Consider the following 18,287-nt stretch of genomic DNA (forward strand, 5'->3'; position numbering starts at 1 on the left):
ACTCACGGCATCTTGTCGAGCAACACGTCCACATCCTCCAGCGCCCGCAGCGTGTCGTTGAGATGGGTGCAGGTGCTCGGCCCGGTGAAGTTCCGGCGCACCTCGGCCCGCAACCCCGCCACCGGCATCCCCGCCAGCCGTCCCGCACTGGCCGCGGCGACCGGGCACTCCGGCCACGGCAGCGCCCCGATCACGGCCTCCGCCGCGAGAAACCGCCGTGTGCCCGGGTCGACGGTGGCGTGCACGGTGTACTCGTGCACCACGGTCTCGACTCCCTCGCCGCTGCGATGGCTGTCACGGAAGAACCCCTCCACCCGCACGATATCGCCGTCGCGCCACACGTCCAGGCGCCGCCGCCGGCGCATCCCGTGCGGCGGCATGGGATCGTGCTCGTGCCAGCCCAGCAGATCTTCGAGCTCCACCTCGGGCGCGAGCGGACCCTCGGAGGTCGGCACCACACCCGTCGCATTCAGCCGCGACATCAGCGTGCCCTCGGCGATCCACCCCGCGCACAGATCCGGGTATTGCAGGCCGGACCGGGGCCGGGGGACCGGCTTCGCCACCTGCGGCTGTCCCACCGCGACCGCGTACCCGCCGACCAGCAACGCGGTCGGCAGATCGTCGAACAGCTGGAACCGCACCGACCCCGATTCCCGTTCCCCCGGCAGTGCCGCCGCCACCGCACCCCGGAACCCGGCCGATACGTTCGCCCCGACCAGCTCACCCAGATTCGGGTGGCCCGGCTCGGCGTCGATCCGGTGCACCTGCCGCCGCGGATGATCCACCACCAGCTGCACCCGGGCCGCGTCGAGCACGGTGTGCCCGCCGTCCGGCTCGGTCCGCAGATCACGCCCCCGCGCGGTCACCGTCACCAGCCCGAGCAGCCCGTCCGGCCGCACCGAATCGTGGGTGGTGGTGCGCCGGACCGATCCGGGCCGGCGCGGCGGGGTTACCGTCGCGGGGCCCGCCTCATGCTGCGTCGTCATGGCGTCCCTCTCGTTCTCGATTGCGACAGTTCGCCTTCCGACGCTACAACGCGGCGATCACCCGGTCGGCGAGCAGTTCCAGTGTCCGGTCCGAGGCCCGGTCGTGGGTGAACAGCACCACCTGATCGAAACCGAGCTCCCGCAACTGCCGCAACCGATCGGCAACCTGCGCCGCGGTCCCCACCAGCCCCCCTTCGCGCAACCCGAAACCCGGTGCCCCGAACCGCTTCTCGGCCAGCGCCCGCACCTCCGGCAACGCCGCGTCGTCGGCGGCCACCGCGGCCACCGCCTCCACCGACAACCGCAACGTCGCCGGATCACGTCCGATCTCCGCACACAACGACCGCACCACGTCGAGCTTCCGCTCCAGCTCCCCGAGTGCGTAGGTGGGCACATTCCACACGTCGGCATACCGCGCGACCAGCGGCAACGTGAACTTCTCGCCGACACCACCCACCACGATGGGCGGCCGCGGCGACTGCACCGGCCCCGGCGCGATCGGCACCTGCCGCACGGTGTAGTGCTCCCCGGCGAAGTCGATCACCCCCGATGCGAACGCCTGATCCAGGATCTCCAGCGTCTCGGCCAGTCGTCGCGACCGTTCCGCGAAACTACCCCAAGGCATTCCGGCCCGCAGATGCTCGTCCTCGATCGACCCGCTACCCAGCCCCAGTTCCAGCCGCCCCGCCGACACCTGATCGAGCGTGGTGGCCATCTTCGCCAGCAACACCGGATGCCGAAACTGATTGCACAGCACCAGATGCCCCACCCGCAGCCGCTCGGTCCGGCTGAGCAGCGCGGTGGCCAGCGTCCACCCTTCCAGCGAGGGCAGCGCGGCGGCCCCCGGCCCGTAGAGATGGTCGTACAACCACACCGACCCGATCCCCAGCTCCTCGCACCGCATCGCCCGATGCAGCACGTCCGAAAAGGTGAACCCCATCTGCGGCACGTAGACGCCGATGTCCAACCCGTCCATCACCACAGCCCATCGTGAGATTCAAATTCTCCAAACGGAGAATATCATTTCCACCCCTCGACCGCGCCGATATCCACCCCGCCACCGATTCCGGCAAACCGCCCACAAACCCGCCCGCCACCGCCTCCGCCCCGCATATGCCCCGGATTTTCACAGCGGTGTGTCGGAGCACGCCCCGGGCATCGGTGATGTTCAATCGGTGCCGTTGAGGTACCAGCGAACGAGTGAAAGGTAGTTGACATGGCTCTTCCCACCATGACCGCCGAGCAACGCTCCGAAGCGCTGGCCAAGGCGGCCGCGGTGCGTAAGGCCCGGTCGGAGCTGATCGAGCAGATCCGCAAGGGCTCGGTCTCTTTGGCCGAGGTGCTCAAGCGCGCCGACAAGGAGGACTTGGTCAAGAAGACGAAGGTCGCCGCCGTCATCAAGGCCCTGCCCGGCATCGGACCGGTCAAGGCCGCGAAATTGATGGACGAAGCGGAGATCCCGGTGGACCGCCGCATCGGTGGCCTCGGCACGCGCCAGCGTGCCGCTCTCCTGGATGCGCTGAGCCACTGAAAAACCCGCCCGGACCGGGGCATATGCCAGCGATTTGGTCCTCATCGATCAATCGGATAATCTTTCTGAGCATCACCGGTCCGGGTGGCGGAATGGCAGACGCGCTAGCTTGAGGTGCTAGTGCCCGTTTAAGGGCGTGGGGGTTCAAGTCCCCCTCCGGACACACCGATTCGGCCTGGTCTAGACCACATTCTGTGATCTCGGCCAGGCCGCGCCCGTATCCGGTTGTCCACATCGGCGGTCCATTCGGAACCTGAGGGATTCGGCAGGCCCACGGGAGCCGCCACGTCTGACCTCGTAGCACACGCCGCTCAGGGGCGGGGGTAGGCCCAACTGCGCGCGGGCCGGCAGAGCCACTTCGATGTCCGGTCGGCGCTCGGTGAGCGGATGACCCAGCAGCTCGGGGTAAGCCGCAGCATCAGCCGAATTTCGGGCGGATATGCCGTAACTCGCCGGCAGGGCTGAGTTTTCGGGCTGTTCGACCCTCGCCACCAACGCGGTGATCGCTTGGACCACAGAGTATTACGGGCTCACGGTCGAGCAGATGCGCCGGACCGGTCGCCGCATCGACGACGTGCTCGCCCACATTTCCCCGGCGCACAACATCAATTTCTTCGGCGCGATCGAAGTCGACATCGACGCCGAACTCGGCCCCTACCGGGTCCCGGCCGTTGCGCGTGCGCGACACCTTGTTCTGACTGACCACCGGGCCGGAGATCCCCTGCGTGGTGAGGTCGCGGCCCTGTCAGCGGTCGATGCTGGCCATGTTCGCGTCGTCGTGGCGGGCTCCGACCGCGGGTGTGAGCCGGTCCAGGCGCGCGAGTTGGCCGGTGGTGAGTTCGACGGTGTCGGCGGCGGTGTTCTCCTCGACGCGGGCGACGCGGCGGGTGCCGGGGATGGGTGCTATGTCGTTGCCCTGGGCCAGCAGCCACGCGATCGCTACCTGCGCGGGGGTGGCACCGGCCTCGTCGGCGACGGCGCGGACCTCGTCGACCAGGCGCAGGTTCCGGGTGAAGGCTGCTCCGACGAACCGCGGGTTGGTCTTGCGCCAGTCGTCGTCGGGGATGTCAGCGGGCGAACGGAGCTGCCCGGTGAGGAATCCGTGCCCGAGCGGGGAGTAGGGCACGAACCCGACGCGCAGGTCTCGCAGCAGAGGCAGCAGTTCGTCTTCGGGGTCACGTGTCCACAGGGAGTATTCGGTCTGCAACGCCGCCAGCGGGTGCACCGCGTGGGCACGGCGAATCGTCTCCGGGGACGCTTCCGAGAGCCCGATGTGCAGGACCTTGCCCTCGGCGACCAGATCGGCGAGCGCGCCGGCTGTTTCCTCGATGGGAGTGTTCGGGTCGACGCGATGCTGGTAGTAGAGATCGATCCGGTCGGTGCCCAGCCGCCGCAGCGAACCCTCGACCGCGGCTTTCACGTTCGCGGCGCTGCTGTCGACGGTGCCGGGCCCGCCACCGGAATGCGAGACCAGCCCGAACTTGGTGGCGACCACGACTTCGTCGCGTCGCCCGGCGATGGCGCGGCCGACGATCTCCTCGCTGTGGAAGGGACCGTAGATCTCGGCGGTGTCGATGTGGGTGACACCCAGTTCCAGTGCACGGTGGATGGCACGGATCGACTCGTCGTCGTCCAGGCCACCGCCGGAGGTGTAGGTGCCGGCCATGGTCATGGCACCCAGGCCGATCCGTGACACCTCGAGAGTGCCGAGTAGAGCAGGTTTCATCGAATTACTCCTTCGTCGTTTCGCCGGTGGCCGGCACACGGGACGCCCCGCCGGGCGCGGCATCACCGTCGCGGTGTTTCCCCCGGCTTCAGCCAACACCGTGGCCGGACCGCGCGACAGGCTCTGGCGAGAGGGGTACTCACAGTGTCCCGCTACCCGCCCTACCAGTAGCTACGCTCGAAACCATGGACGAGAAGCAGGCAGCGCGCGCGGCGGTCCGGGAATTCCTGCGCAGCCGCCGTGACCGGATTTCCCCCGCCGACGCGGGCCTGCCCCCGGCCGGGACCCGGCGACGCGTGCAGGGCCTGCGACGCGAAGAGGTGGCTCTACTGGCCGGGATCAGCCCGGAGTACTACATTCGCCTCGAACGAGGCCGGGCCACCGGCCCCTCCCCAGGCGTCGTGGAATCCATCGCCGCGGTGCTGCGACTCGACGACGACGAACGCGCCCACCTCGACCGGCTGCTCTCCGCACTGACCCCCGACGCCCGCAAGCACCGCACACCCACGGCCACCGCCACGATCAGCCCCGGAATCCGGGTACTGCTCGACTCGATCGACCACCTGCCCGCCGTGGTGTGCAACCCCCGCCTGGACCTGCTCGCCGCCAACGACCTCGCCCGCGCCCTCTACGCGGCGATGCTCGACACCGACGGCCCGGTGAACTCGGCGCGTTTCCTGTTCCTCGACGAGCACGCGGCCCGGAACCTGTTCCCCGAATGGGAACGCGTCGCCGCGGACGCGGTGTCGATCCTGCGCATCGAGGCAGGCCGCCACCCCGACGACCCGGAACTGATAGCCCTCATCGGTCACCTGTCCACCCGCAGCTCCGCGTTCCGCACCCGCTGGGCCGCCCACGACGTCAAAACACACCGCGCGGGAACCAAGGTCTTCCGCCATCCCCTGATCGGAACGCTCACCCTGCCCTTCGAGAACCTCACCATCGACAACTCCTCGGACCAGGTCATGACCGTGTTCACCCCACAACCGGGCTCACCCGAACACGACGCGATCCGCCTGCTCGCCAGCTGGAACGCCCACACCCCGACCGCCGGACACACCGAAACCATCCCGGACAGGTCCTGACAGCCGACCCCTGTACGGGTCGACAACGAACGTTTCTGTCCCACATCCGTCGCGTCGTGCTCGCGAATCCGCAGCTCGCCGAGCCCTTGTTCTCGGTCGGAACTCGCGGCGGCGCCGACGAGGCGATGCTGGCCCGCGACGAATTCAACTTCTCTGTCGGACTGCAACTTTCGGACGCACTACATGGCCGAGGATATCGACAAGGCGCAACTGGCGGTGAAAGCGTTCGACATCGACTAATTCGCAGGCATCTACAATTGCTCGCGGGATCGGGCAGATCGTCAAGGAGACACGGTGGCGGATTCGGCAGGTGCCGGCTACACCTCGGACTGGGTCGACGAGGCCGGGCTGGACCTCGACACCGGCTATTGCGTCACCTTCGTACGAGGAGTGGGACCACGTGAGGTGCTACGGCGCCTGGGAGTCGACGATGCGGCCATCCGAACCGCCACATGGGCCGAGTTCGTGGCCCAGAACCTTCAGCGTGAGATGCGGCGCCTCACCCCCGGTGTTGCCGCCGCGTTCGTCATGGGTGAATACGTTGTCCTGGTCGAGGACATCGGATACTGGGGTCGCCTACCGGAGTGGGCCGAGCCGGTATCCAGGGGCACCGAAACCCTCAACGTCTACCTCAGCCCCACCAGCCAGGTAGAGGAGCTGAGCATCTACCAGGACGGCAAAAGAGTCGCATCCATCTCCGGCGACGAACCGGAGGTTATCGAGAGCGGCGACGCGGAAATGGCAGGACGGCTGATCGAGCTGACCTTCGAGGCCCTCGGCCCCTGGAACGAGAACGACCCGGCACCCGAGGACTTCAGCGACGGGCGGGTGGACCTACTCAAGGTTGCCTGCGGCTACCTCGGGCTACACCCGGAGATATCGGACATCAACGGGCCGGTGGTGGGGGCACTCGTGGAGTACCGGTAAAGATCACCAACTCGATCACAACCCAAGCCTGGCCCGTCGTCACGAAGTGCTAACTCGGATCGCGCGCGGCGTTGGCCGGACAGTCGGACGCGGAAACAGAATAACCTGGCTTCATGGGTGTCTCGGTTGACATTTCGACGGGGCCATAGGGCCCATTGAGGTCTCCCACTGGATTTCGCGCGGTAGAGGCTGAGGTCGGCGGCGCCGAGGAGGGCGTCGACGTGCAGGGCCGTGGTCGGTGAGACTGTCCATCGCGCGGCGGACCGAATCCCGGCCCAGCCATGTCCTCGCCAGACCGGCCGCGGTGATGATTCGCCGAATCCTCGCCCGCCACCGGTGATCACCGCGGTCGTTCCGTGTCGATCGGTCATGTGTCGCAATACCTTTCCCGATGCCGTCGGCGGCGGTGCCGGGGCGGAGGTCGATGCCGGATCACACACCACCGGCGGTCGTCGGAGGCACTGTGGCGGTGTCGGCGCGGACGATCCGGCTGTAGGTGTCGACGAACCGGTCGAACAGGTCCAGCAACCGGCCGCGGTCGGTGTCGTCGAAGTCGGCCAGTGCGAGATCGTAGGAGCGCAGCATGTCCCCGATGCCCTGTTCCAGGGTCCGGAAACCGTGTTCGGTGACCTCGACGAGGTGCGCGGTGGCGCCTTCGGGCCGGTGCCGACGCAGGATTCCCGTGGCCAGCGCCGCGTTGACCTGCCGGTTCACTGTCGATTGGTCCAGCCCGAGTTCGGTGATGATCTGGCGTTGCGTGCGCGCGGTGCCGTCGCGCAACAGCCACAGCAACCGTATCTCCGCGGACCCCAGAATCGGGCGCTGCTCCTGTTCCTGGAACCGGCGATGTTGCTGCAACCGGCTCAACGCCGTGGCCAGCCGCATGCTCGGCGACACCTCGGCCTCCTCGTCCATGCCTCTTCACCTCGTTCGCTTGCCACGATCCCAATCGTATGTACTATGCATACTATAGGTATATGCACTATGCATATCCATTTCTCCGGAGGGAGGCTGCCCGTGAACATCGCACCCGTCGAAGCTCGTGCCGGGTCGCCGGTCGATACCGGCATCGACCCCGAAGCGGCTCCGCGATGACCGGCGCTGTGCGGTGCGGAGTCGTCGGACTGGGGGAGATCGGGGCGCGCGTGGCCGCCTGCCTCGCGCGCCACGGCCGCACCCCGATCGTGTACGACGTCCGCCGATCCGCCTACCACGGCCTGCCGGAGGTCGCCGAGCATGCGACGTCACCGGCCCTGGTAGCCGCCGACAGCGACGTGGTGATGCTGGCCGTCGGCGACGCCGACCAGGCGCGGGCCGTGCTCACCGGCGCCGACGGCCTGCTCACCGGCGACCGCCCCGGCCTGGTGGTCGTGTTGCTGACGACCATGCCGGTCCGGGACGTCCACGCTCTGGCCGCGCTGTGCCGGCAGCACGACGCCACCCTGCTCGACACCGACATCACCGACGCGCCGACCGGGCTCGCCCTGGCCGTCGGCGGCCCCGACGAGGCGGTGCGCGCGATCGCACCGATACTCGACGACGTCGCCGCCTCGGTCGTGCACTGCGGGCCGGTGGGCACCGCCACGGTGATCCGCTTGGCGCGCACCATGATTCGCCACGTCACCCAGTCCGCGGTCCACGAGGCCCGGTCCCTCGCCACCGCCGCGGGCATCTCCGACGAGCACTTGGTCCAAGCCCTCACCGGCGGCGACACCGACCCGCTGCGCCTGCTGAAAGCCCAGACCACGGCCGACACGGCCACCACCGAGCGGCTCGACCGCGTCACCGACCGCGCCCGCGACGACCTCGCCGCCGTGCAGGACTTCGCCGGCGACCTCGGACTGGAGGTCCCGCTCACCGACATCACCCGCGCGAAGGTCGGTGAGGTCTATGCGGGCACGGTCGCCGCGCCGCCACCGCGGGACCGCGACGTGCGTGGGCGGGCGATGATGGACCGCGTCTACGGGCCCGGCTTCGGCGCGCGGATCCCCGCCACCGGCAACAGCCCGCTGACCGAGGACATCGTGACCCATCTGTTCGCCGACGTCTGGGCCCGCGGCCACCTCACCGTCCGCGACCGCCGCCTGCTCGTCCTCGGCATCACCGCCACCCTCGGCCGCACCGACCTGCTCGACGTCCAGCTCCACGGCGCCCTGGCCAACAACGAATTCACCCCCGCCCAGCTCGACGAAATCCCCTTGCTGGTCAGCTCGTACGCCGGGGTCGGCAACGCCACCCTGTGCAACGCCGCCGTCCGCACCGCCCTCACACCCGCCACCCGGCTGGCCTCGGCCGTCACCGGCGCCTGAACACCCACGAGTCGGGACCGGCATCGCAAACCGTGAATGTCGTCGATCGTTGACTTATCCGTCACACTCTCCATACCTCCGAAGTAATCAATTGACTACACCCTTCCGATCGAATCGTCCGATGCCGAGAACGGCAGGGCGAAAAGGAGTTTCGACACAATGGCGATTTCGTTGCGCGTCGGCGACCAGCTCGCGAGCACCACGTGTTCGGTTCGCGTGGTCGTGGTCCGGGTCCCGGCCGATCGGCAGCCGCTGATCGAATGCGGCGGGGCGCCGATGGCGCCCGCGGCTCCCGGCAAGCCGACCGCACCGGCGCCCGGCGCGGCAACGGCGACACTGGTCGGCAAACGCTATGTCGACGCCGCCGGAACCGTCGAATTGCTCTGTGTCGCTCCAGGTTCGGGAACGTTGAGCTGCGACGGGGAGCCGATGGCACAGAAAGCGGCGAAAGCCCTGCCGGCATCGGACTGACGGATGATCGCATACGAATCGGAGCTGCGATACCGGCTGGCGATCGTCGCCCCTCACCGGCGGCCGTGGTCCAGCACGTCGGAGGCTGGGTGTTCGACCAGGTGATGGCCGGCTGGAACGTCACCGTATTCCTCACCGAGGCCGCGGACCCACGTCCGCTGGCCATCCCCGGCGCCTACACGGCCGAGTTGTCCTGTGGCGCACCGCCACCACCGCCGACGGACCGCCCCCATGCGGTCGCGGTCGCGATCGACCTGTTCGAGCACAACCCGCAGATCCACAAAGGCGCCCTGGCCACGTTCACCAGCGGCCGCTCCGACCTGATGTTCTGGGGCCGGTCCCAGCCCGGCGAACTCAGCGCCGTGACCGCACCGGTGGACTACGCCCCCAGCCTCGCGGCACGGGCCTTCAAGGCCCGCGCACTGTCCGCCGCAGGCTCGAACCACCCGCCCGAACCGGTCGAGATCCTCTACACGAAACCCCCGGCACCCAGCCGCCGCCGGACCCGCGGCCCGTCCCGCCGCACGGGCCCGCCGGATCTGCCGCACTGATCGCCCCCTGAAGGCGGGGTTTGGTCGCTCGGATCGAGAAGGCCAGGGGGAGAGGGTCTCCCGGTAGGCGCCGGCGGCCGTCGGGTTCCGGCCGCATCTGCGGGAGGCGTTGGTATGTCGCCCAAGGGAATTCGTGGACGAAGTCGATGCGCGGGCCGGCGTCGGCGACGGCGGTGCTGATCTCGGCGAGGGAGTGCTGCCATTCGTACCAGACCGGATACCGGCAGGCCGCCGGACTTCTTCGTGCGAACCTCGCCCCGGAGGGGATCGGGTCGGCGGAAAGGAGCCGGGCGGCCTGCGGGATCGCGTGTTTCAGCGGGGTGGGGTGGGCACCCCACTCCTCATGCGGCCACCTCGGCGGCGATCGCCTCGGAGGACCGGTCGCCGAGCAGGCGCGGGGCCAGCCAGGCGAAGCCGACGCCGATGATCACCCACAGGATCAGCTGTGCGGCAAACGAATACAGCCGGAAGTGGAACAGGTCGTCGGCCGGGAAGCCCGGATAGACGATCGTGCCCGACGGATCCTTCAGCGGTTGCGGTGTCTCGGTGTCGAAGTTGCCGAAGGCGGACCTGTCGGCCGAGAGGTGCCCCAGCGGCGGCAGGATCACCATCACGACGGCCATCACCACGACGAACGAGACTGATGCTGCGATGGTGGCAGTCCAATTGTCCAGCCGTGCAGCCAGTTTGCGGCCGAGCCAGACGGCCGCCAGCAGTACGACCACGCTGATCACGATCATGCCCACGTACAGGGCCGTACGCGCCTTGATGGTGTCCGGGTGCCCGATCGACGGCGGGTTGGCCGGGTACTTCAGGAACGGCACGGCGTACAGGGTCAGGAACATGCCGCCGGACACCAGCAGTGCCAGGTTACGCGTGGTGATCTTCCCGGCCCGGCGGATGGCCAGGTAGTAGACAACCGCGAACAGTGCACCCATCGCCGCGCCGAACACGATCATGCCGAAGGGCAGGCCGAGGTTCTGTTGCTGGTGGCGGGTGAAGATGTCCGGTCCCATGTCGGGCATGGGTTTACCGGCGGCCTTGTCCAGCGCCATCTGCGCATCGTCGCGGCCCGACTCGTAGTCGATGGCCCGATCGATGATGGGCTCGGCCATGATCCGGGCGAAGATGAACGCGATTGATCCGCCGAGCGCGCCCAGCAGGACGCCTCGGCCGATGATCTTTTTCTCCATCGGTGACTCGTCTCCCGCGGCTAGTGGCAGGGGAAACCGAGGAAGTGACGGCCGTCGTGCACGAACTCGTGCACGTGCATGTCGCTGCCGAAGATCGAGACAGCGCCCTGGTCCACGCCGATGAAGTAGAGGGCCAGCAGGGCCAGCAGCGTGGTGCCGATCAGCCGGACAGGCGTCGGGATGGAGAGGGAACCGACGCGGAGGCCGGAGCGGGGAGCGTAGGAAGTAGCCACAGTTGACTCCTTTGAGCGGGGGATTTCGCGTCCCCATGGGCAAACCGACGACGCGGCGGGTCTGACTCGCACCCGCCTTGCCGGGATGCTCACAGTGGCGCGACCGCTCCGGGATTGCACCGGATTCCACACGTATCGTCTGAATTACGATACGAGCGGTTGCCTGAACCGGTCAATCCCGGTACCCCTCGCACGCCCATATTCTGGGACGGTCCCGATGAAAGCTTGGTCGGGACCGCGCGCCCAGCGGATGCGCGTCGGCGACCGCGAGTTCGTCCACGATCACCTCACCGCCGTTCAGCGTGAGCTCCACGGCATCCCCAGCAACCTCGGCGATCCGCCAGGCGAGGTGCTCCTCGCGAGGAAAAACCCCGCGGATCGGTGGGTACGGACGAGATGATTCGTCACGGTCGGGGACCTCCCAGGCGTCGATTTCACCGGTACATTTCGCACGCTACCCAGCGAGACCAACAGCGGAAACACCCGCGAATGTTCAATTTTGCGGAATGCCCAGGGTGAATTTCTCGATCCCGAATCGGCACCCAACGGGAGAAAGAACTCGCGCGCCGCCGCGGTCCCGCACCACAATGCGAAGGGGAGCGGCAGCATCGACAGGAACAGCTACTTACCGGCTATCGAAATGGAACGCTCGGGCGGCGATCCGCACTCCGGCTCGACGGCCCGCTCCCGGCCGCGTGGTTCGCCGTTGACCTCCCGGCCGTCTGTTGTTCGACGGCAGTTGGAGTGGTGGTGCCGACGACCGTGCAAGGTGTGGCCGGTCGGGATCGGCCGGATATCGACCCAGGAGCGCAGATGACCAACTCGACATCACCGCAGACGTCGGCGACGACGATCCATCTGTCACGGCTGCTGAAATCTCCGGTGGACGCCCGCTCCGGTGAGTCGATCGGCCGCGTCGACGATCTGATCGTGCGCCTGAGCGGCGGCGACGCCTACCCGCCGGTGACCGGTGTGGTCGTGGGTGTCGGCGGTCGCGTGGTCTTCGTGGCCGCCGACCATATCGAGGAGTTCACCCCGGATCGGGTGGTGCTGGCGGTCGACAAGCTGAACCTGCGCGGGTTCGAGCGCCGCGAGGGGGAGGTGCTGCTGCGCGCCGACATCCTCGGCCACCGGCTCATCGACGTCGCGACCGCCGAACTGATCCGCGCCTACGATGTCGAACTCGATGACACCGGTTCGGGCTGGGTGCTGGCGCGGCTGGACACCCGGCGGCCGGCGCGGTTCTTCGGTCTGATCAAGTCCGAGGGCGGGCATGCCTCGCGGGACTGGAAGGCGTTCGAGCCGTTGATCGGGCACAGCGGCTCGATCGCGGTGCGGCGGGTCGGCGGCCGGGTCAGCGGATTGAAGCCCGCCCAGATCGCGGACCTGCTCGAGGATGCGAACAAGCACGAGCAGGGCGAGATCCTCGACCGGGTGCGCGGCGATCCCGAACTGGAGGCCGACGTCTTCGAGGAACTGGACCCGGACAAGGCCAGCCGCCTGCTCGACGACATGCCCGACGACGAGGTGGCCGCGCTGCTGGGTCGGATGCGGCCCGACGACGCCGCCGACGCGGTGACCGATCTGCGCCAGTCCCGCCGTCGGCGGGTGCTGGATCTGATGCCGGCCGGGCAGCGCACCAAGGTGATCACCCTGCTGGGTTTCAATCCCGACAGCGCCGGTGGTCTGATGAACGTCGATTTCGCCTCGTGTACAGCGGACGATACTGCGGCACAGGCACTCTCGGTGATCTCTGGAGCCCGCACCCTGCAACCCGAGGCCCTGCTGAAGGTGCACGTGCTGGCCGAGGCCGGGCGGCTGATCGGCGTGGTGTCGGTCATCCAACTGCTGCAAGCGGATCCGGGCACCGCCGTCGCCGACATCATGGACGGCGATCCGGTGCGGGTGGCCCCCGACGCCGACCTCACCGACATCGCGCTGCTGATGGCCGATTACAACCTCTACACGATCCCGGTCGTCGACGACACCGACCAGGTGCTCGGCGTCGTCACCGTCGACGACACCCTCGAGGCCACCATTCCCGAGGACTGGCGGCGCCGCGAACCCGCCCCGCGACCGGTGCGGGATTCGGAACCCACCGCGACCACCGACGACGAGACCGCGAGCGGTACGGCGTAGCCATGACGAACATCGGAGGAGACCACGCCACCCCCGCGCACGACGCGACCCCCGAACCCGCACGGCCGCAACCCGATCCGCCCCAGCGGGCACCTTCACCGCGGGCCTCGGCGGTGCTGGACTCGGCGCATCTCGGCGATATCGAGGGTGCGTTCGGCCGGATCAGCGTCACCGACACCGAGCACCCGCACACCCTGCGCACCCGGCTGGCGACGCTCGCCGCGATCGTCGGACCGGGCCTGATCGTGATGGTCGGCGACAACGACGCCGGTGGCGTCGCAACCTACGCCCAGGCCGGGCAGAACTACGGCTACAGCCTGCTGTGGGTGCTGCTGTTGCTGATCCCGGTGCTGATCGTCAACCAGGAAATGGTCGTGCGGCTCGGCGCGGTCACCGGCGTCGGACATGCGCGCCTGATCAACGAGCGCTTCGGCCGCGGCTGGGGCTGGTTCTCCGTCGGCGACCTGTTCATCCTGAACTTTCTGACCATCGTCACCGAATTCATCGGTGTCTCCCTGGCAGCGGACTACTTCGGCATCTCGAAGTACATCGTGGTGCCGGTCGCGGCGATCGCGCTGGTGGCGATCATGGCCAGCGGCAGCTTCCGCCGCTGGGAGCGCGCGATGATGCTGTTCATTCTCGTTACCCTGTTGCAGCTCCCGATGCTGCTGCTGTCGCACCCCGATTGGGGCCGCGCGGCCACCCGTTTCGTCGTGCCCGGCATCTCCGGCGGCGTGACGTCCGACGCGGTGCTGCTGATCATCGCGATCGTCGGCACCACCGTCGCCCCCTGGCAGCTGTTCTTCCAGCAGTCCAACATCGTCGACAAACGCATCACCCCCCGGTTCATCGGCTACGAGCGCGCCGACACCACCCTGGGCGCCTTCGTGGTGGTTATCGGCGCGGCAGCGCTGATGATGACCGCCGACTACGCGGCGCGCGCCACCGGGGCCGTCGGCACGTTCAGCGACGCCGGGGCGATCGCGCACCTACTGGGCCGCGTCCATTCCTGGCTGGGGCCGATCTTCGCGATCGTGCTGCTGGACGCCTCGATCATCGGCGCCGCGGCGGTCACCCTCGCCACCAGCTACGCCTTCGGCGACGTCTTCGGCATCAAACACTCGCTGCATCGCGGTTTCCAGGACGCCAAGCAGTTCTACGTCTCCTACATCGCGATGGTGCTGGCGGCCGCGATCATCGTGCTCATCCCCGGTGCGCCACTGGGTTTGATCACCACCGCGGTGCAGGCGCTGGCCGGCCTGCTGCTGCCCAGCGCGAGCGTGTTCCTGCTGCTGCTGTGCAACGACCCGCAGGTGCTCGGCCCGTGGGTGAATCGCCTCTGGCTCAACATCGTCGCCGGATTCATCGTCGCCGTCCTGCTGCTGCTGTCGGGAATCCTGATGGCCACCACCTTGTTCCCCGATCTCGACGTCACCGCCCTCGCCGCCTGGCTCGCGGTCGCGATGATCGTGCTCGTGGTGCTCGCCGCCGCCGTCCTGAAATGGCTGCAACGCCGCACCCCCGCGCCACCACCACCCCCGCGCATCGACGCCTCCGCCAAGGACCACTGGCGAATGCCGCCACTGACCCTGCTGGAGCCCGTAACCTGGTCGGCCGGAACGAAACTCGGCATGCTCGCCCTCCGTGGCTACCTCGTCGTCGGGGCGATCCTGTTGCTGGTCAAAGCGATCCAGCTCGGCCGCGGCTGACCGTCACCGCCCCGCGTTCGGGGTCCGAGGGAACGATGACGAGATCGAACCTTGTCTCGGCCGGTCCGGCGAGTGGGATACGGATGCGGATCAGGCCACAGGCGTGGCGGATTCGGTGTCCGGGCCGGACTGTTCGAGAACCCGTCGCCGGTTGGTTCAGGTGGCGTGTCGTGGGCGTGGGGCGACAGGTGTGGGCCGGTAGCGGCGGCCGCCGATGGTCGCCGGCCGGTAGCGCACCTTCGGGTCCGGCACGATCGTGACGTCGTGGGGGCTTGCGATGAGGGTGATCGGTCCGGTGGCGCTGATCATCACTGTGTCCTCGCGTTGCGCGGCTCGGTCGGGTCAATCACCGAGGGAGGTGATCTGGCCGAATTGGTGTTCGTAGTTGCTCATGGCTTCGTCGAGGGTGCGCATCAACCGGAAGATCAACGAGGGGGCGAACTTCACCCGAGCGGTGACCTGCACCGGTTGCCGCATCACCGGCCCGTGCTCTGCCGCGGCGGCGGGTTCGGCGGGCAGGTAGACCAGAAAGTCCAAGGTGAAGTCGGTCCGGTTGTACCAGCAGGTGAACCCGTTGGCGTACACCCCCGCATTCAGGCTGTCGGGCACGATCACCTCGACGTCGATGTCACCGTCGTGGGGGCCGGGCAGGCCCGGGTCATCGCTCACGGCCGTGCGTCCTCCGTTCCCCGGTTGTCTGCGACGGCGGCGCGGTGCGGCGGTCGCACCGGTTTCCCGGCACGACCGCCGCACCGGCGCCGTTGGTCACCTACGGCACATGCCCCTGCTCACCGCGGTCAGTTGCCCTGCAGGTGACGGGCCTGCTGACGGATCTGATGCAGTTGCATTTCCCACTGCCCGGCCCGGTCCTGGGCACGGGTGGCCTGGTCCTCGGCCTGCTGCGCGAGCTGGGTGGCCTGATCGGCCTGATCGGCCGCCGAGGACGCACGCTGCTGGGACTGATTGGCTTCCCCTTGAGCCTGCTGTGCCTGGGACTGGGCACGGTCCGCTTCGCCCTGGGCCTGCTGGGCCTGGTTCGACGCCTGCATCGCGGCCTGGCGGGCCTGCTGCGCCTGCTGATTGGCCTGATTGGCGTTCTGCTGCACGGCCTGAGCCTGATTCTGCACCTGGCGGGCCTGGGATTGGGCCTGGCGGGCCAGCCCGGCAGCCTGCATCGCGTACTGGCGTGCGCTCTGGGCCTCCTGCCGCGCCTCGTCCATGCGCATCCGCAGCATCTCGATCTCACCCCGCACCTCTGCCATATCCCCGCGCTGGCCCTGCGACGACATGGACCGGTTCTCCGTACTCGCGTCCTGCACTGCCATTCCGAGCTCCCTTCCGAAAGTGTGGAGTGTTGGATCGGATTCCGAACGTGGACGAGCTTGCACGACCGGGTCATCCTCGCACGCCAATCACCGACCGTTGGCAACTTTGTGGCAATCTTCCGGAAAATAGGGCGTAACACGCCGGTGGCCACTCATCCGACACGCAAGGCAGTCGGATTACCGGCCCGAACCGAGTCGAACCGATCGGCGCTGCCGCCAGCAAGGTCGCGACCAGAGCCGATATAGCTACTTGACGGCTACCATTTGGCAGTGCGGCGGGCCCGGACTGGTCGGCTCCCGCACGAAACCGCCGGCACCCAGCCGACCCCTCACCGGAGCGTTCGCGGTGGTCGCCGCCGGTGTCCTGCTCACCGCCTACCGGGTTCCGGCCGGTGACACCCTGTCCCGGACGGCCTGAGGGCGGTCGGGTGGCGTCGCGAACGGCCACACGGAAAAATGCTCCGCCGCAGCCATCCTCACGACGCGCCTATCGGGTCCGCGTCAGGAAGTCCAGGATCGCCGCGGCCGCCGCCTGCGGCTGATCCTGGACCAGGAAGTGCTTCGCTCCCGCGATGGTCTGCCGCTCGACATGTTCGGCGACCTGCGCGATCGAGGCGTGCGAGAAGTCGCCGAACCCCGCTTCGGCGGCGAGCGAGAGTACCGGGAGGGTCAGCTTTTTCACGGCGAGCCGCTCGCGGTTGACTTTCGCGTCGTCGAGCAAAGTCCGGTAGTAGCCGAAGCTCGCCAGGAGGCCGCCCGCCGCGTAGGTGCGCGCGTATTCGTCGATGTCGGCCTGTGTCAGCGCATCCGGGCGCAGGGTGCCGCGGCGGTAGAAATATTCGATGAACGGCCGCTCGCGCCCGGCGACCAGCAGTTCGCTGATCCCCTCCGCCATGTTGAAACCCATGTGCCAGCTGCCGCCGTGGGCCACGTCCATCGCCGCTTCCAAACCGAACCCCGGCACGGCGCTCTCGATGAAGACGAAGTCGCGCACATCCGCCGGAAAGCTTGCCGCATAGGCAAAGCCGACCGGCCCGCCCATGTCCTGGACGACAAGGTGAATCCGACCGAACCCGAGCGATCGCATCAGCTCGTGCAGGTCGGTCGCCACCGTCACCTTGTCGTAGCCGTCGGCGGGACGCCCGGAATCGCCGTAGCCACGCATATCGGGCGCGACCACGGTGAACCGATCCGCCAGGACCGGGATGACATTGCGCCATGCGTACCAGGTCTCGGGCCAGCCGTGGAGGAGCAGTACCGGATCGCCGCTGCCGGCGATCACGTAATGTATCGGCACGCCGTTGACCATCGCGCGGCGCGAACGCGCTCCCTCCGGCGCCGGTGCGGGGACCGTGGGCCGGCCGTCACCGCCCTCGGTCACCATCGGCATCGCCTTCCATGAGCCGCATATTCGTTACGCGACAACGACATTCGGCACCACCTCCCCGCGATTCGTCGATCGGTCGCCGCCGAGCATAGCGCGTCGAGGACGCGCGTGCCGTGGGAGTTCGCCCACCGTGTGTGCCCGGCACGGTCCGATCGAGTGTCCGGCGAGGACCGAAAGCGCCGCCCTCGGTTCAGGATTCGATGTTCGGGGTCCCGAGCAGGTGGGCGTAGGGGTCCTGGTCGGCGCCGATGTGTTCGGGCATCGGATAGTAGGTTTTGATCAGCAGATCACCGGCGGCGTCCCAGGCGAAGGTCTCGATGCTGTGCGCCACCCCGACGTTGTCCCCGGCGCCGAAACGGTTTTCGCATACCCAGGCCATCTCGTCGCCGTTGACCTGCACGGTGATCATCGTGATCCGCAGCAGTTGCTGGAACAGATCCCAGGCGTGCGTGGTGGCCGCGTCGAACCCGACCTTCTCCTCCGTCCCCACCGGGTCGAACATCCGGACGTGGCCGGGAACGATGGTGCGCCACGACGCGATCCATTCCTCCTTCCTGCCGGAGTTCCAGAGTTCGGCATGCTTGGCCGCGTGGGCCAGCCGCACTTCACGCGAGGGGATCTTCGTCATGGCCGGTCTCTCCTCCAGGGCAGGCAGGTCGGGGAGCGCAGACCCCGGGCCTCGAGCTAGACATCTGTCCAGTCATGTGTCAACCAT

At 68.1% G+C, this 18,287-nt stretch carries 20 protein-coding genes, 1 tRNA gene, 1 pseudogene and 1 riboswitch; of the genes and pseudogenes, 11 read left to right on the forward strand and 11 right to left on the reverse strand.

Translation table 11 applies throughout. The annotated features are described in order from the left end of the window. Nucleotides 1-2: 2 nt before the first annotated feature. The gene (locus LBW94_RS06030) at nucleotides 3-986 is read right to left on the reverse strand and encodes a DUF2889 domain-containing protein (protein ID WP_225060862.1); all 984 of its coding nucleotides are present in this window, start codon (nucleotides 984-986) and stop codon (nucleotides 3-5) included. Between the two features lie 43 nt (nucleotides 987-1,029). Then, complete coding sequence (locus tag LBW94_RS06035) at nucleotides 1,030-1,962, reverse strand: LLM class flavin-dependent oxidoreductase (protein WP_225060861.1); 933 nt, start codon at nucleotides 1,960-1,962, stop codon at nucleotides 1,030-1,032. A gap of 240 nt (nucleotides 1,963-2,202) precedes the next feature. On the opposite strand from LBW94_RS06035, the gene mihF reads away from it, so the two are divergent. The 3 genes and pseudogenes from mihF to LBW94_RS44370 form a co-directional block, all read left to right on the forward strand. Then, entirely contained in the window at nucleotides 2,203-2,517 is a 315-nt protein-coding gene (gene mihF, locus LBW94_RS06040) for an integration host factor, actinobacterial type (RefSeq protein ID WP_225060860.1), read from the forward strand. Between the two features lie 78 nt (nucleotides 2,518-2,595). Further along, nucleotides 2,596-2,680 (forward strand) — tRNA-Leu (locus LBW94_RS06045). Nucleotides 2,681-2,989: 309 nt separating this feature from the next. Continuing rightward, nucleotides 2,990-3,215 (forward strand): annotated as a pseudogene (locus LBW94_RS44370) (Tn3 family transposase); the annotation flags it as partial. A 47-nt stretch (nucleotides 3,216-3,262) separates the two neighbouring features. Here the strand turns inward: LBW94_RS44370 and LBW94_RS06055 are convergent. Then, nucleotides 3,263-4,243: an aldo/keto reductase gene (locus tag LBW94_RS06055; protein ID WP_225060859.1), complete on the reverse strand. Its 981-nt coding sequence runs from the start codon at nucleotides 4,241-4,243 to the stop codon at nucleotides 3,263-3,265. A gap of 185 nt (nucleotides 4,244-4,428) precedes the next feature. On the opposite strand from LBW94_RS06055, the gene LBW94_RS06060 reads away from it, so the two are divergent. Further along, the gene (locus LBW94_RS06060; RefSeq protein ID WP_225060858.1) at nucleotides 4,429-5,328 is read left to right on the forward strand and encodes a helix-turn-helix transcriptional regulator; all 900 of its coding nucleotides are present in this window, start codon (nucleotides 4,429-4,431) and stop codon (nucleotides 5,326-5,328) included. Between the two features lie 294 nt (nucleotides 5,329-5,622). Beyond that, complete coding sequence (locus tag LBW94_RS06065) at nucleotides 5,623-6,255, forward strand: DUF6461 domain-containing protein (RefSeq protein ID WP_225060857.1); 633 nt, start codon at nucleotides 5,623-5,625, stop codon at nucleotides 6,253-6,255. A gap of 432 nt (nucleotides 6,256-6,687) precedes the next feature. On the opposite strand, the gene LBW94_RS06070 is transcribed toward LBW94_RS06065, so the two are convergent. Next, nucleotides 6,688-7,170 (reverse strand): MarR family winged helix-turn-helix transcriptional regulator, encoded by a 483-nt coding sequence (locus tag LBW94_RS06070; protein ID WP_225060856.1) that lies wholly within the window; start codon nucleotides 7,168-7,170, stop codon nucleotides 6,688-6,690. Between the two features lie 62 nt (nucleotides 7,171-7,232). On the opposite strand from LBW94_RS06070, the gene LBW94_RS06075 reads away from it, so the two are divergent. From LBW94_RS06075 to LBW94_RS06085, 3 genes are all read left to right on the forward strand, one after another. Beyond that, complete coding sequence (locus tag LBW94_RS06075) at nucleotides 7,233-8,564, forward strand: NAD(P)-binding domain-containing protein (RefSeq protein WP_225060855.1); 1,332 nt, start codon at nucleotides 7,233-7,235, stop codon at nucleotides 8,562-8,564. A gap of 159 nt (nucleotides 8,565-8,723) precedes the next feature. Further along, complete coding sequence (locus LBW94_RS06080; protein ID WP_225060854.1) at nucleotides 8,724-9,035, forward strand: hypothetical protein; 312 nt, start codon at nucleotides 8,724-8,726, stop codon at nucleotides 9,033-9,035. An 89-nt stretch (nucleotides 9,036-9,124) separates the two neighbouring features. Then, nucleotides 9,125-9,586 carry a hypothetical protein gene (locus LBW94_RS06085; RefSeq protein ID WP_225060853.1) on the forward strand — a complete coding sequence of 154 codons (462 nt, stop codon included), beginning with the start codon at nucleotides 9,125-9,127 and terminating at the stop codon, nucleotides 9,584-9,586. Between the two features lie 341 nt (nucleotides 9,587-9,927). Here LBW94_RS06085 and LBW94_RS06090 read toward each other — a convergent pair whose 3' ends face one another. Together LBW94_RS06090 and LBW94_RS06095 are read right to left on the reverse strand one after the other, a co-directional pair. Continuing rightward, on the reverse strand, nucleotides 9,928-10,779 hold the full coding sequence (locus LBW94_RS06090) for a CbtA family protein (protein ID WP_225060852.1): 852 nt from the start codon (nucleotides 10,777-10,779) through the stop codon (nucleotides 9,928-9,930). Nucleotides 10,780-10,799: 20 nt separating this feature from the next. Next, nucleotides 10,800-10,961 (reverse strand): CbtB domain-containing protein, encoded by a 162-nt coding sequence (locus LBW94_RS06095; RefSeq protein WP_225060902.1) that lies wholly within the window; start codon nucleotides 10,959-10,961, stop codon nucleotides 10,800-10,802. Nucleotides 10,962-11,048: 87 nt separating this feature from the next. Further along, nucleotides 11,049-11,188, reverse strand: a riboswitch (cobalamin riboswitch). A gap of 637 nt (nucleotides 11,189-11,825) precedes the next feature. Here LBW94_RS06095 and LBW94_RS06100 point away from each other — a divergent pair. Together LBW94_RS06100 and LBW94_RS06105 are read left to right on the forward strand one after the other, a co-directional pair. Next, the gene (locus LBW94_RS06100; protein WP_225060851.1) at nucleotides 11,826-13,151 is read left to right on the forward strand and encodes a magnesium transporter MgtE N-terminal domain-containing protein; all 1,326 of its coding nucleotides are present in this window, start codon (nucleotides 11,826-11,828) and stop codon (nucleotides 13,149-13,151) included. A gap of 113 nt (nucleotides 13,152-13,264) precedes the next feature. Further along, complete coding sequence (locus LBW94_RS06105) at nucleotides 13,265-14,860, forward strand: NRAMP family divalent metal transporter (RefSeq protein ID WP_225060901.1); 1,596 nt, start codon at nucleotides 13,265-13,267, stop codon at nucleotides 14,858-14,860. A 156-nt stretch (nucleotides 14,861-15,016) separates the two neighbouring features. Here LBW94_RS06105 and LBW94_RS06110 read toward each other — a convergent pair whose 3' ends face one another. The 3 genes from LBW94_RS06110 to LBW94_RS06120 all read right to left on the reverse strand — a co-directional run bounded on the left by LBW94_RS06110 (nucleotide 15,017) and on the right by LBW94_RS06120 (nucleotide 16,185). Next, nucleotides 15,017-15,169, reverse strand: coding sequence for a hypothetical protein (locus LBW94_RS06110; protein WP_225060850.1), 153 nt, complete (start codon nucleotides 15,167-15,169; stop codon nucleotides 15,017-15,019). Nucleotides 15,170-15,202: 33 nt separating this feature from the next. Beyond that, on the reverse strand, nucleotides 15,203-15,529 hold the full coding sequence (locus tag LBW94_RS06115) for a DUF3467 domain-containing protein (protein WP_225060849.1): 327 nt from the start codon (nucleotides 15,527-15,529) through the stop codon (nucleotides 15,203-15,205). 128 nt (nucleotides 15,530-15,657) lie between these two features. Further along, on the reverse strand, nucleotides 15,658-16,185 hold the full coding sequence (locus LBW94_RS06120; RefSeq protein ID WP_225060848.1) for a hypothetical protein: 528 nt from the start codon (nucleotides 16,183-16,185) through the stop codon (nucleotides 15,658-15,660). Between the two features lie 250 nt (nucleotides 16,186-16,435). Between LBW94_RS06120 and LBW94_RS06125 the strand changes: the two genes are divergently transcribed. Beyond that, the gene (locus tag LBW94_RS06125; RefSeq protein WP_225060847.1) at nucleotides 16,436-16,603 is read left to right on the forward strand and encodes a hypothetical protein; all 168 of its coding nucleotides are present in this window, start codon (nucleotides 16,436-16,438) and stop codon (nucleotides 16,601-16,603) included. A 69-nt stretch (nucleotides 16,604-16,672) separates the two neighbouring features. Here LBW94_RS06125 and LBW94_RS06130 read toward each other — a convergent pair whose 3' ends face one another. Then, nucleotides 16,673-17,569 carry an alpha/beta fold hydrolase gene (locus tag LBW94_RS06130; RefSeq protein ID WP_225060846.1) on the reverse strand — a complete coding sequence of 299 codons (897 nt, stop codon included), beginning with the start codon at nucleotides 17,567-17,569 and terminating at the stop codon, nucleotides 16,673-16,675. Nucleotides 17,570-17,762: 193 nt separating this feature from the next. After that, entirely contained in the window at nucleotides 17,763-18,200 is a 438-nt protein-coding gene (locus LBW94_RS06135; protein WP_225060845.1) for a hypothetical protein, read from the reverse strand. Nucleotides 18,201-18,287: the final 87 nt, after the last annotated feature.

Source organism: Nocardia sp. alder85J (assembly GCF_020176955.2).
Lineage (GTDB): Bacteria > Actinomycetota > Actinomycetes > Mycobacteriales > Mycobacteriaceae > Nocardia.